This window comes from Polaromonas aquatica (assembly GCF_042659145.1).
Taxonomy (GTDB): domain Bacteria; phylum Pseudomonadota; class Gammaproteobacteria; order Burkholderiales; family Burkholderiaceae_C; genus Polaromonas; species Polaromonas aquatica.
On record NZ_JBHSRS010000084.1, the window covers coordinates 869,364 to 881,943 of the forward strand.

The following is a 12,580-nucleotide window of genomic DNA, read 5'->3' on the forward strand; positions in this document are numbered from 1 at the left end:
AGGACAATAAACCAGCGGCTGCCGATACGCGACAAGGCCGCAACAGGCCGGCTCACCGTTCGTATCATGCTTCCGCATGGTGTCGCCTCACCACCACAAGAATGCCCAGCAATGCACAGCGGCTATTGCCGCGCCATCCGGATATTGGGCGGCAGGGCTTGCGGGTGGCTGGTGCGAAACGGGTTGATGTCCAGCCCGCCGCGGCGCGTGTAGCGCGCGTACACGGAAAGCTTGAGCGGTTTGCAGCGTGCCCACACGTCCATGAAGATGCGCTCCACGCACTGTTCGTGAAACTCGTTGTGGTTGCGAAAACTCACCAGGTACTGCAGCAGTCCCTCCTGGTTGATCTGCGGGCCTGCGTAGCTGATCTGCACGCTGCCCCAGTCGGGCTGGCCCGTCACCAGGCAATTGCTCTTGAGCAGGTTGCTCGTCAGGGTTTCCTCAACCGGCGGCTCGTCAAACTCTGCAAACAACAGTTCGGGCGCCGGCGTGAAATGTATGCACTCCACGTCCAGCCGGTCCAGGTTGAGGCCATCCATCTCATGCACGGGCTCACGGTCAAAAAGCTCGGGCCCCAGGGTCTTGACGCCCACACCGGCGCCCACCGCCGCGTTGATGTCTGCACGGATGCGCTCCCGCACATCACGCGCATCGGCAAAACGCGTGTTGTTGAAGCTGTTGAGATAAAGCTTGAAGGACTTGCTCTCGATGATGTTCGGTGACTCGCAGGGCACGGTGATGTGCGCCAGTGCCACCTGCGGTTTGCCGCGCAGGTTCAGCCAGCTCAGCTCAAAGGCCGTCCACATGTCGGCGCCAAAAAACGGCGGCGCGTCCGTGATGCCGATTTCAGCACGTTTGCCGGCACGCGGTATAGGGAAAAGCAGCGATGCGTCGTACTGGTCAATGTAGGCAGAGCTCTTGCCCAGCTGGGATTCTTCAGGAGTGTTCATATCCCCATTTTCGCTGTTAAACCCTTAGCGCGCTGCCAGAGGCATATGTGGTGACCAACGTGGGGGCCATTGCTTTTACTCTTGCTTGAGATGCGGGATCAACAGCGTCAGCAAACGCTCCACCACGCCGGACGGCAAATCATGGCCCATGCCCTCGATGCCGGCCATACGTGCGCCCGGGATACGGCGCGCCGTGTCCTCGCCACAGGCAAACGGCACCAGCGGGTCGGCCTTGCCGTGCACCACCAGCGTGGGGACACTCACCTTTGCAAGAGCCGCTGCGCGTGTATCGTCCGCCACGATGGCGGCCATCTGGCGTGCTATGCCCTGCGGATGGTGGTTTCGCCCGGTGGCTTCAGTGACGCGCTGGCGCAGGTCAGCATCGTCCATCTGAAAGCCGGGGCTGCCTATGACCTTAAACAACCTGACCGAATGCTCAATGGCCGCCTGCATGCCCTTGCCCGACGGACGGCCCAGGAGCACGCGCATGACTTCCGGCCTGGCAGCAGGCAGGCCGCGCGCACCGCTGGAGCTCATGATGCTCGTCAGGCTCAACACCCGTTGCGGCGCCAGCAAGGCCAGCCGCTGGGCGATCATGCCGCCCATGCTCACGCCCACGACGTGCGCCTTGTTTATCTGCAGGGCGTCAAGCACGCCCAGCGCATCCTCCGCCATGTCCTGCAGGCTGTAAGGCGGCGCAACACGCAGGCCCAACCTGTATTTGAGCCCCATCCACAGCAGGTTGGGCACACCCAGCGCGTCAAAGTGCCGGCTCAGGCCGATATCCCGGTTGTCAAAACGCACAACCCGAAAACCCGCATCCACCAAGCCCTGCACCATGGCCGGCGGCCAGGCGATCAGTTGCATGCCCAGGCCCATGATGAGCAGCACCACGGGCCGGCCCGTGGCATCACCCGGGTGGGTGTCCTCAATTTCGAGATCGATATTGTTGGCTTTGATTTTCATGATGGATTATGGTCACCCCTTGAAGCACGTCAATCATCGCGTCACCCAAGCGCCCTTATGTATCCCCTGTCAACGGGGGCCGCGGGACTGGCTTTGCCAGGCCGCAGGCGCCGCCCCCTGCAAGGGGGGAGGAGGCTACACGCAGTGAGCCTCAACGGGGGTGTTAAATAAACTCGCGTTCACGCAGCCACTTGGTGGCTATCCATTTTTCGCCAGCCTGCACGGGCGCGCCGCCGTGCAGCGTGCGGCTGGCAGGATGCGGCTGCGCGTAGCTGAAAAAAACTGCTTGCCCGGGCCTGGGTACCACCTTCAGGTCCAGGTCGGGGAAAACAGTGGCACCGCCTTTTTCAGGCTCGTTCAGGTACATGATGAGGGTCGCCACACGCTGGCCGCCGCGCGTGAGGATGGCGGGCGTACCCAGCTCGGCCGGGTCAAAGTAGTCGTAATGCGGTTTGTACTCGGCGCCCGGGCCGTAGCGCAGGACCTGCAGGCCTTCGCCGTTTTCGCGCGGCCAGCCCAGCAGTTTTGCGATGCGCGTTTCGATACAACGGACGATGCTGTTCTCGGAACGTTCAAAAAACATGCCCTCGCTGGTGCGGTCGGCGTTGAGCTCTTCACCGCCAGTCTTCGTATCCACCGTCAGCGAGCGCGACAGGCGCGGCCGCGCGGCTTCAATCAGTGCCCGGCACTCGCTCGCGCTGAGCAGGTTGGCAAACAACACAACGTCGGGCGCCTGGAAAAGCTGCTGCACTTCCACCCATTTGTCGCCAGCATCCACCATACGGCCCGAGACCGGCAAGGCCAGCGAGGGCACGCGCAATGATGCAAGGCCCTCGGGGTGCATCTGCATGGCGAGGGCTGCCACCTCCCGGCTCCAGCCCGCAGCCCGCATGGCGTCAAAAATGCTCTCTTTTGTATATCCTTGCGCTGCCTGCGCCGCCATCCACGCCAGCACATCCGATGTCAGGTGCTGTTCAGTGGCGGGCGGCTGGTTCATGGCAGGGACTGTGTATCAGGCAGCCTGTTTCCGGCGGAAAACCAGCCGGTCGGGCGCTGAGGCACCGGCATCAAAGGCGTAGCCCTCGGCGTCAAACCCCTCGAGTTTTCTGACCGTGGCGATTTTCCTTTCAACCGCATAACGCACCATCAGGCCGCGTGCGCGTTTGGCATTAAAGCTGATGATCTTGTACTTGCCGCCCCTGAACTCTTCAAATACACAGCTCACCACGCGCGCCTTGAGCGCCTTGCGGTCCACCGCCTTGAAATATTCTTCGCTGGCCAGGTTGACAATGACGGGAGAAGTGTCCGCCGCTGCCCGCTCATTGAGGTACTCCGAAATCTGCGCACCCCAGAACTGGTAGAGGTTTTTGCCGCGCCCCGTGGCCAGCGCGGTCCCCATCTCGAGACGGTAGGGCTGCATCCAGTCCAGCGGCCGCAGCACACCGTAAAGCCCGCTCAGAATACAGACATGCTGCTGTGCCCAGTCGAGCTGCTGCTCACTCAGGGTTTTGGCATCCAGCCCGCCGTACACATCACCGTTAAAAGCCAGCGCGGCCTGTTTGGAGTTTTTGGCGGTGAATTTGGGGGACCAGGCCTGGTAACGCGCGACATTCAGGCCCGACAAGGCATCGGACAGCTTCATCAGCGTGCTGATCTGCTGCGGTGTTTTGGTTTTAAGGACGTCTATCAGTTCGGCTGACTGGCGCGTGAAAAGCGGTTTGGTGTGGTTTGAAACCTGGGGTGGTGTGTCGTAGTCCAGTGACTTGGCGGGCGAGATGAGAAAAAGCATGTTATTTTGCGTATCCAGTATCGGATCGATTATCCAGTACCCATTGGCAAGCTGCCTGGGCTATTGATCCATCGAGCCAGGACCAGCGGCAGCTCAAGCGGAATCACGCTCCACGCCCCGTCCTGTTTTGCTTCTCAGGCTGGTCACCGAAGCAGTCAACATGCTGGCCAGCGTGGCCGACAGCGGTGTCAGCGGCACGGTGCTGCGATGGACCAGACACAGGTCGTAATGCAGCAAGGCATCGGAAAACCTGATTTCAACCAGGTCCTTAGGCAAGAGACCGTTCTCCAGTACCAATCGGGGCAACAAGGCAAGGTAGTCGGTAGACAGCAGCAATGCCGACACCTGCGTCAGCGTCTCACAAGTGATCGCCGCCCTGGGCGGTGTGAGTCCGGCGTTGCCAAACAGCCGCATGACAGTTGCTCCGGGTGCGCCGACCGGGCCCGAGAACACCCACGCCTGATCTTCCAGTTCGGCCAGCCGCCGGGCCTGTGACTTGGGATGGCCGCGGCGCGCGACGATGTGCGATCAGGCCGACTCAAGCTGCTGGCCATCGCCAATACCAGCAATTCGTCCATTTTCCCGGATGTGCCGACCCTGCAGGAAGCCGGACTCAAGGACTTCGATGCCAGCACCGTTTATGGCATTTACGCGCCAGCCGGCACACCAGCCAACGTTGTCGCCCGCCTGAATGAGGAAATCAACAAGGCCCTGCAACTCAAGCCGGTTCGTGACCGCATTGCCGCGCTGGGTGCAGAGGTGGTGACCGGTACACCTGCCGATCTGGCACGCAGCAATCAGGACGATGGCAAACGTTTCGGAGCCATCGCCAAGGCACTCCACATCCGGCCCGACTGAAGAAACGCCTGCGACGCATGCGGCAATCACCACATGCGCCGGTTAGTGGGGGGTTGCAGGCCGGCTTGGCGCGAGCTACCACCGCCCGGCAAGACCGCTCAGCGCAAATCGCTGGCCAGCGATGCCAGTGTCTCGGCCGCAATCGTGGTGTGCGCCGGGTAGTTGGTGTGGTCGCAGCCCAGCTTGACACCGGCACCGGCCTTGACGGCGGCGCACATGGCAGGGTCCAGCTCAAAGCGCACAAAATGCACGGCTGAAGTTTTCTCGTCGTTTTCGCGGTCCATGTCTTCGTCGGCAATCGCATAGACGCGGGCATGCCCCTCGACTTCGACAAACATGTGGTCTTCGACGCCGATCAGCCGGGCCAGTTCACGCTTTCGTTCGTTGACATCGGGGTACTCCAGCATCAGCGTGCCCTTCCAGTTGCTGCCGTCGGGCATCAGCGGTGCGTAGGCTTCGATCTCCTGCAATATGCCGTCTTCCTCAAACACTTTTTCGATGCGCAACATCTCCTGGATCTGGTAGCGGATGGTGGTTTCGCTCTCAAACTGCAGGTTGATGAACTCGCCCAGGCGAACACTGCGCAGCTTGCGGTGCGCCATGATGGCGGGTTTGTTGTCCTTGCGGTACTTGCTGTAGGCCTCCAGCGTCATGAGGCTGTCTCGGGTGATTTTTCCGGTGTTTTGCATGGCAGGTCGTCAGTTCATTTCAGTCCGTAGGCCGTGCGTATCAAGGTCAGCGGATGTTTTTGCGGCGGTGCGCCCAGCTGGTTGACTTCAAAACCCTGGGCAATGTGGTGGCCGCCCAGCGGGCAGTCGCTGCTGATGACATCGGGCAGGCCGCCGTCCCTGTGGTTCGCCATGGCCTTGAACAACGGCTTGCCGATTTTCATGGCCTGCTGGTGGTAGGGCAGCTTCACGCCGAAGGTGCCGGCGTGGCCCGAGCAGCGCTCGTGGGTTTGCACGCTGGTGCCCGGCACCATCTTGAGCATTTCCTCTGTCTTCTTGCCTATGTTCTGCACGCGTCCGTGGCATGGGATTTGGTGGCTGATCTTGCCCAGCGGCGTGCTGAACTCGGTCTTGAGCAGGCCGTCGCGCTTGCGGGCCATCAGGTACTCAAACGGGTCCCACATGTGTTCCTTGACAAGTTGCACATCGGCATCGTCGGGGTACATCAGCGGGATTTCCTGCTTGAACATCAAGGTGCAACTGGGCACTGCGCTGAGGATGGCGAAGCCGTCCTTCGCATATTTCGCCAGCACCGGGATATTTGCTTCCTTGCTGCTGTTGACCGAATCCAGGTCGCCGAGTTCGAGCTTGGGCATGCCGCAGCATTTTTCCTTTTCAACCAGCACATAAGGCACTTCGTTATGGTCGAGTATCTTTAGCAGGTCGTGGCCTATGCCGGGCTCGTTGTAGTTGACATAGCAGGTCGAATAAATCGCGACCTTGCCGGGCGTCTTGGCGCCGTCTTTCACCGCATGCGGTGGTGACTCCAGCGCGCTGCTGCGGAACTTGTGCGTTGCCAGTTCGGGCAGCCAGGCGTTTTTATCCACGCCCAGGACTTTTTCCATCACAGCGCGTGCCGGCTTTGTCTTGTTGACGGCATTGGCCATCTGCACCACGATGGGAATACCGGCAAACTGGCCATGCACATCGGTGGAAGCCAAAAACTTTTCAGCCAGGCCGACTTCGCCCTTCTTGAACTTGATGGCCTTGGCGCGCAGCATGGTGTGCGGGAAATCCAGGTTGAACTCATGCGGCGGCACATAGGGGCACTTGGTCATATAGCAAAGGTCGCACATATAACACTGGTCGACCACTTTCATGTAGTCCTTCTTGTCCACCCCGTCGACCTCGCCGGTCTTGCTTTCATCCACCAGGTCAAACAGCGTGGGGAAGGCACCGCACAGGCTCACGCAGCGGCGGCAGCCGTGGCAGATGTCGAAGATGCGCTCCATCTCATGGACGGTGGCCTCCTCGTTGTAGTAGTCCGGGTTTTTCCAGTCAATCGCATGACGGGTAGGCGCTGCGAGGTTGCCTTCAGTAGCCATGGTGTGTCTCTTTTACGGAATCCCTGTAAATCCGATTTCCGGGCGCATGGCTGCGTTGCGCGGTGCTCGGAATCCTCATGCACCGAAGTGCATTCCGGTGTCCTGCGCTCCGGGCGCCTTGCCCTGCATCCCGCCAATCAAATTTCCAGAGACTCCTTTTTAATGGGTGGGTTTCAGAAAAAATTGCACTTGAAATTTTTTCCAAAACCCACTACGCCTCATAACGTAGTGGGCTAAAACTTAATCGACCAGTTCGGCCAATGCTTTTGTATAGCGGTTGGCGTGTGAGCGTTCCGCCTTGGCCAGCGTTTCAAACCAGTCGGCGACTTCGTCATGGCCTTCGTCACGAGCCGTTTTGGCCATGCCGGGGTACATGTCGGTGTACTCGTGGGTCTCGCCCGCTACCGCGGAAGCAAGGTTCTCACGGGTTCCGCCGAAAGGCATGCCGGTGGCCGGGTCGCCGCACTGCTCAAGCCACTCGAGGTGACCATGGGCGTGGCCGGTTTCACCTTCCGCCGTGGAGCGGAACAGCGCTGCAACGTCTGGCTGGCCTTCTACGTCGGCCTTGTTTGCGAAATACAGATAACGGCGGTTGGCCTGTGATTCGCCGGCAAATGCCGCCTTCAGGTTTTCTTCCGTCCTGGAGCCTTTGAGTGCTGCCATGGAAATCTCCTAGTGGGTTGATAAAACGAAATGAATTGGAATCAATCGCTGCTGGCTTCTGGCCTGGCGGCCGAAGACTACGCCACCTTAGTCCCATTAGGCAGATGCGTCTAATTGCCTGAGTCAATCTTTAAAAATTAAAAAAACTATCGGCTTGACAGTATTAATAACCATTCTCAATTAAACCATCCCAGACCTTCGATACATGCGCTTGGCAAGCCCCAAAGATTACGATATAGTAAATTCATTACGAATAGGTAAACTCAAACAACAGACCAAACCAGCAGGCTGTCCGCTTGTTGACCTGTCGGCAAACGCACCAAGGAGATATTGAATATGAGTACGCTCATCAAGGAAGCCCATACCGCTTTGCCCGGCTTGTCCGGCACCGGCCTGCCGCCGCCGGCCCCCATCCATCAGTTGCACCATTACGCTTACCGCGCCAGGGACGCCGAGGAAACGCGGCATTTTTACGAAGACATCCTCGGCCTGCCGCTGTACCACATCATCCAGAGCGACTACGTGCCCAGCACCGGCGAGTACTGCCCCTACACGCACTTTTTCTTCCGCCTGCAGGATGGCTCCTTCATCGCGTTTTTTGACCTCGGCAACGACGAGGCCGCCCTGCCCTCGCCCAACACGCCGCTGTGGGTCAACCACATCTCGTTTCGCGTGGACACCATCGCCGACCTTGAGGCCATGAAGGCACGGCTGCAGGCCGATGGCGTGGAAGTACTGGGCGTGACCGACCACCACATCTTCAAAAGCATTTACTTTTTTGACCCCAATGGCGTGCGGCTGGAGCTGACAGCGCAGCTGGCCGATGAATTCCAGATGCACAAGGAAAGCCTGAGCACCCACGCGCGGCTGGCAGAGTGGACGGCGCGCAAGCAGCAGTGGCGCAAGGAACGCGCCGAAGGCAAGGCTGCCGGAGCCTTGAAGCCGCAGCAAAACGACAGGCCCGAGTTCGCAGGCAAGACCCCGGCAGGGGTTTGACGCGAGGTATTTGCTACTTATTTGATAGCTGCCCGCGCGCGGCAGACGGCGGCCAGGAGCATAAATCATTCATAAAAACCGTGCAGGAGCAAGCCAAGCATGCTGGAGACACCCAAAAACTATGCCGCAGCAGTTTTTTCCAACGGTTATGAATTCTCCCAGGGCACGGGCTACCAACTGCCCGAATACCCGTTTGTAGAACCGCCGGAAATTGCCAGCGGCGAAGTCAAACGCCACGCCATCGTCATCGTGGGCGGCGGCATCACCGGCCTGACCCTGGCCTGCGCGCTGGCGCAATACGGCGTCAAGGCGCTGCTGCTGGACGAGGACAACACGGTAGGCGTCAAGGGCGCATCATCGCGCGGCATTTGCTACGCGCAAAAAACGCTGGAGATCTTCAAGCGCCTGGGCATCTACGAGCGCATCGCCAAAAAAGGCGTGCAATGGAGCGTGGGCCGCACCTTTGCCGGCAGCGACGAGGTGTACTCGTTTGACCTGCGCCAGCAGCAAACGCATTCGCTGAGCCTGCAGCCGCCTTTTATCAATATCCAGCAGTTTTACATCGAAGGGTTCCTGGTCGAGCAGCTCTGCCGGCCCGATGCAAAAGACCATCCAGTGAGCCTGCGCTGGAACCACCGCATCACGGCGATTGAACAACACGCGGACCACGCCACGCTGTCCATCACCACACCTGCCGGCAGCTACACGCTGCAGGCCGACCACGTGATTGACTGCACCGGCGCGCACAGCCCGTTTCGCCGCTGGTGTGAGGCCTCGGTCACCGCCAAAAAAGGCGATGACCGCTGGTGCATTGCCGATGTGCGTTTTAAAACGCCGCCCCCCGTCGAGCGCCACACCTGGGTTGAAGCGCCCTTTAACCAGGGCCGGGCCGTCTGGCAGCACCTGATGGCCGACGGCGTCTGGCGCATCGACTACCAGATGCCGCCCGATGCCAACCCGGAAGAAGTCAGCCGTGAAGACGTGGTGCGCGCCAGGCTGAATGCCCAGTTTGGCCGCGAGCTTGAGCATGATGAATGCGAGATCGTCTGGGTCGGCCCCTACGCCTATCGCAGCGAGTGCCTGGACAGGCTGCGCCACGGCCGCGTGTTTTTTGCCGGCGACGCGGCCCATGTGGTCAGCCCCTTTGGCGCGCGCGGCGGCAACTCGGGCGTGCAGGATGCCGACAACCTGGCCTGGAAACTCGCCGCCGTCGTGCAGGGCCGTGCCGCACCCGCTTTGCTCGAAAGCTACCACCACGAACGGCATGAGGCCGCGCAGCACAACGTGCTGGTGACCAACCGCACGGCCCGCTTCCTGCGACCGGCCGACGGCGTGGAGCGCCTGTTTCGCGCCGCCGCCCTGGGCCTGGCGCGCCAGCACCTGTTTGCGCGCCAGTTGGTCAACACCGGCCGCATGTCCACGCCCAACACCTACACACGCTCGGGCGCCTGCCGTCCCGGCGGCGGCAGTGCCACACAAAATGTCGCCTTTGCCTGGGCCGACGGCAGCCAGGGCGATCTGACAGAGTTGTTGCGCTGGGCGGGCGGGCGTTTGTTGCTGCTGGTGTTTGGTGATGTGCCGCCGGCCACGGCGAAACGGCTGCGGGCCTTGTCGGTACAAACCGACGTGCGCTGCGTGCAGGTTGCAGCAGCAGATGGCAAGGCGACTGCGCTTGAGCATGTCAGGGACATCCATGGCCACCTGCGAGCCACCTGCCAGATAAAAGCAAAAGGCCCGGCCTGGGCACTGCTGCGGCCGGACAGCTACATCGCCGCCAGCGGCGAGCACCTGGACGCTTCGCTGGTGCAGGCACTGGCCGTGACCATGGGAGCCGGCCAATGAAATCCGAACTCAATTTCCAGGACGCCGATGCGTTTTATGAAAGCCTGCTTGACGCCCACCGCGGCCTGAGCCGGGAACAGTCCGAGCTGCTCAATGCCCGGCTGATACTGCTGATGGCCAACCAGCTCGGCGATACCGCGCTGCTGCAGGCCTGCATAGCGGCGGCAAAACAGGCCGCGGCACCCACGACCTGACCTCACACTTGCGCAGGTTTTGAATCGGGCGCATTCTATGGATGCGGCCTTCCCGCGCTTTCGGGAGTTCATCATGCGTGCTTCAAGTCTCTGGCTATTTGTCGCGCTACCGCTGGCCCTGGGCGCCCTCGCGCCATCCTCTGCGGCCACCGCGTCGCCATCCAGCGTCCAGGCCACCATGGACGCCATGAACAGAGCGAACGCAGCCGTCGTCGGCATCCAGGTAACGGCCATCGAAGACGCCCGATCAGCGGAAAGCCTGGGCTTGAACCGCACCGGCTCGGGCGTGGTGATCGCCACCGACGGCCTGGTCCTGACCATAGGCTACCTGATACTCGAAGCCGAACAGATCGAGATCGTTACCCAGGACAACAAGGTTTTGCCGGCCATGGCCGTGGCCTATGACATCGCCACCGGCTTCGGCCTGGTCAAGCCGCTGCTGCCGCTGCGCGGCGTGGCGCCGGTCAAGCTGGGCAGCGTACGGGATTTAACACCCGGCGAGCCGCTGATGGCAGCGACCGGAGCCAGTGGCGGCGGCATCAACGATGCCGATGGCGGCGTCAGCATGACCCAGCTGGTCAGCCTGCGCCCGTTTTCCGGCGCCTGGGAATACCACCTCGACACCGCGCTGTTTACCAGCCCACCCGTCAGCTCGGGCCGGGGCAACCACAGCGGTGCGCCGCTGTTCAACCAGAAAGGCGAGCTGGTGGGCATAGGTTCACTGCTGGTGCTGGACGCCGCCGGCGACAACCGCCGCATGCCCGGCAACATGTTTGTGCCGGTAGACCTGCTCAAACCCATATTGCTGGAGTTGCGGCAGTCGGGCAGCAGCCGCCAGAGCCACAGGCCCTGGCTGGGCCTGACTTCCAGCGACCGCAGCGGGCGTGTGCAGATACTGCGCATCGCCGCCGACAGCCCGGCCGAGGACGCCGGCCTGCAACCCGGCGTGGTGGTGCTGGCCGTGGACGGCAGCGAGGTCAGCACGCTCGAAGCCTTTTACAAAAAACTCTGGGCGCATGCAGCGCCCAACGAACCCATCAGGCTCACGGTGCTGCAGGACAGCGAAGTCAAAACCATCGTGCTCAAGCCGCAGGACCGCATGCTGATGCTGAAAAAGCCTTCCGGCATCTGATTTTTAAATAAAAAGTACCCCTGCCCGGCTGGATATGCGCGCAGCCAGCTATTGATTTAATAGCATACAAGATGTCGACGTAGCACTGCCGCAAGGGCCCTGGCGGACGCATTCCATTTATAGATCATTCATGTCTAGGCGTTGAGCCGCAGGCAGTGCTACAGCACGACAAGGCGAGACAACAACGACAGGGATGGTTTAGAAATGGAATCAGGCCGGCACACCGGCCTTGGCAGTCGCCTGCACCAGCTTCCAGACAAACCCGGCCAGCGGCGACAGCGCCCGGTTGCGCCTGCGCACCAGCATGATGCTGCGCTGCACGCGCGGCGTCAGCGGCAGCACGGCCAGGCCGGGCAAACCGGAAGGCGGCACGCCCAGCGCCGGCATGACGCTGATGCCTATGCCCGCCTCGACCATGCGAAACACCGTGGTCGGATGACCCAGTTCCTGCTTCACGGTGCATTTCGCAGCGTTCAGCGCCAGCGCATCGTCAATCAGGCGGCGGCTGCCCGAGGCATGGTCGAGCAGCACCAGCGATTCACCATCGAGCGCTGTCCAGCGCACGCTCTTTTTGCCGGCAAGCGGATGCGCGCGCGGGGTGACCAGCACAAAGGGATCGCTCAATATGGTTTCAAGGTAAAGGTCTTCTGCGGAAGACGGCTCGATCACCACGCCAAAGTCCACCTCACCGCTGCGCACGCTGGCCAGCACGTCCTGCTGGATACGGTCCAGCAACATGAACTGGATTGCCGGCGCCTGCCTAGCACAGGCTGCTATGCATGCCGGCATCAGGTTGGCCGACAGCGTGGGGCTGCTGGCCACCCGCACCTTGCCGCCGCGCGCGCTGGCCAGGCCCGCCACGTCCTGCAGGGTCTGGTCCAGCTCTTCGAGCAGGCGGTCCAGCCGCGCTGCCAGCGACTGGCCGGCCTCGGTCAGCACGACCTCCCGTGTGGTGCGGTCCAGCAGCCGCAGGCCGAGCTGGGATTCCAGCTCCACGATGGAGCGGCTGACCGCCGGCTGGCTCAGGCCGATCTCGTCGCCGGCACGGCTGAAGTTGCGGCCGCCGGCCACTGACAAAAAAACGCGAAGCTGGCGCAAGGTGACATTCATGCATTGAAATCATATATCTATTTGATA

At 61.3% G+C, this 12,580-nt stretch carries 14 protein-coding genes; 5 read left to right on the forward strand and 9 right to left on the reverse strand.

Going from position 1 to position 12,580, the window contains the following annotated elements; all coding sequences use genetic code 11:
- Nucleotides 1–122 precede the first annotated feature (122 nt).
- The 5 genes from queF to ACFQND_RS25360 form a co-directional block, all read right to left on the reverse strand.
- Nucleotides 123–950, reverse strand: coding sequence for an NADPH-dependent 7-cyano-7-deazaguanine reductase QueF (queF, locus tag ACFQND_RS25340; RefSeq protein ID WP_371438820.1), 828 nt, complete (start codon nucleotides 948–950; stop codon nucleotides 123–125).
- Between the two features lie 75 nt (nucleotides 951–1,025).
- On the reverse strand, nucleotides 1,026–1,916 hold the full coding sequence (locus tag ACFQND_RS25345) for an alpha/beta fold hydrolase (RefSeq protein WP_371438821.1): 891 nt from the start codon (nucleotides 1,914–1,916) through the stop codon (nucleotides 1,026–1,028).
- Nucleotides 1,917–2,079: 163 nt separating this feature from the next.
- Nucleotides 2,080–2,913: a 2OG-Fe(II) oxygenase gene (locus ACFQND_RS25350; RefSeq protein WP_371438822.1), complete on the reverse strand. Its 834-nt coding sequence runs from the start codon at nucleotides 2,911–2,913 to the stop codon at nucleotides 2,080–2,082.
- Nucleotides 2,914–2,928: 15 nt separating this feature from the next.
- The gene (gene yaaA / locus ACFQND_RS25355; RefSeq protein WP_371438823.1) at nucleotides 2,929–3,705 is read right to left on the reverse strand and encodes a peroxide stress protein YaaA; all 777 of its coding nucleotides are present in this window, start codon (nucleotides 3,703–3,705) and stop codon (nucleotides 2,929–2,931) included.
- A 93-nt stretch (nucleotides 3,706–3,798) separates the two neighbouring features.
- The gene (locus tag ACFQND_RS25360; RefSeq protein WP_371438839.1) at nucleotides 3,799–4,227 is read right to left on the reverse strand and encodes a LysR substrate-binding domain-containing protein; all 429 of its coding nucleotides are present in this window, start codon (nucleotides 4,225–4,227) and stop codon (nucleotides 3,799–3,801) included.
- Between ACFQND_RS25360 and ACFQND_RS25365 the strand changes: the two genes are divergently transcribed.
- Nucleotides 4,207–4,563 (forward strand): Bug family tripartite tricarboxylate transporter substrate binding protein, encoded by a 357-nt coding sequence (locus tag ACFQND_RS25365; RefSeq protein ID WP_371438824.1) that lies wholly within the window; start codon nucleotides 4,207–4,209, stop codon nucleotides 4,561–4,563. The genes ACFQND_RS25360 and ACFQND_RS25365 overlap by 21 nt on opposite strands.
- A 98-nt stretch (nucleotides 4,564–4,661) precedes the next feature.
- Here the strand turns inward: ACFQND_RS25365 and ACFQND_RS25370 are convergent, their stop codons facing one another.
- The 3 genes from ACFQND_RS25370 to ACFQND_RS25380 all read right to left on the reverse strand — a co-directional run bounded on the left by ACFQND_RS25370 (nucleotide 4,662) and on the right by ACFQND_RS25380 (nucleotide 7,279).
- Nucleotides 4,662–5,252 (reverse strand): DUF3501 family protein, encoded by a 591-nt coding sequence (locus tag ACFQND_RS25370; protein WP_371438825.1) that lies wholly within the window; start codon nucleotides 5,250–5,252, stop codon nucleotides 4,662–4,664.
- 14 nt (nucleotides 5,253–5,266) lie between these two features.
- Nucleotides 5,267–6,616, reverse strand: coding sequence for a heterodisulfide reductase-related iron-sulfur binding cluster (locus tag ACFQND_RS25375; RefSeq protein ID WP_371438826.1), 1,350 nt, complete (start codon nucleotides 6,614–6,616; stop codon nucleotides 5,267–5,269).
- A 240-nt stretch (nucleotides 6,617–6,856) separates the two neighbouring features.
- Nucleotides 6,857–7,279, reverse strand: coding sequence for a rubrerythrin family protein (locus tag ACFQND_RS25380; RefSeq protein WP_096671699.1), 423 nt, complete (start codon nucleotides 7,277–7,279; stop codon nucleotides 6,857–6,859).
- Between the two features lie 336 nt (nucleotides 7,280–7,615).
- On the opposite strand from ACFQND_RS25380, the gene ACFQND_RS25385 reads away from it, so the two are divergent.
- The 4 genes from ACFQND_RS25385 (at nucleotide 7,616) to ACFQND_RS25400 (ending at nucleotide 11,443) form a co-directional block, all read left to right on the forward strand.
- Nucleotides 7,616–8,275 carry a VOC family protein gene (locus ACFQND_RS25385; RefSeq protein WP_371438827.1) on the forward strand — a complete coding sequence of 220 codons (660 nt, stop codon included), beginning with the start codon at nucleotides 7,616–7,618 and terminating at the stop codon, nucleotides 8,273–8,275.
- Nucleotides 8,276–8,374: 99 nt separating this feature from the next.
- Nucleotides 8,375–10,117: an FAD-dependent oxidoreductase gene (locus ACFQND_RS25390; RefSeq protein WP_371438828.1), complete on the forward strand. Its 1,743-nt coding sequence runs from the start codon at nucleotides 8,375–8,377 to the stop codon at nucleotides 10,115–10,117.
- Nucleotides 10,114–10,311 (forward strand): DUF2783 domain-containing protein, encoded by a 198-nt coding sequence (locus tag ACFQND_RS25395; protein ID WP_371438829.1) that lies wholly within the window; start codon nucleotides 10,114–10,116, stop codon nucleotides 10,309–10,311. The genes ACFQND_RS25390 and ACFQND_RS25395 overlap by 4 nt, the downstream gene beginning before the upstream one ends.
- Nucleotides 10,312–10,384: 73 nt before the next feature.
- A complete protein-coding gene (locus ACFQND_RS25400) occupies nucleotides 10,385–11,443 on the forward strand; it encodes a S1C family serine protease (RefSeq protein ID WP_371438830.1) in 1,059 nt (352 codons plus the stop codon).
- A 210-nt stretch (nucleotides 11,444–11,653) separates the two neighbouring features.
- Here the strand turns inward: ACFQND_RS25400 and ACFQND_RS25405 are convergent, their stop codons facing one another.
- On the reverse strand, nucleotides 11,654–12,553 hold the full coding sequence (locus ACFQND_RS25405) for a LysR family transcriptional regulator (protein ID WP_371438831.1): 900 nt from the start codon (nucleotides 12,551–12,553) through the stop codon (nucleotides 11,654–11,656).
- Nucleotides 12,554–12,580: the final 27 nt, after the last annotated feature.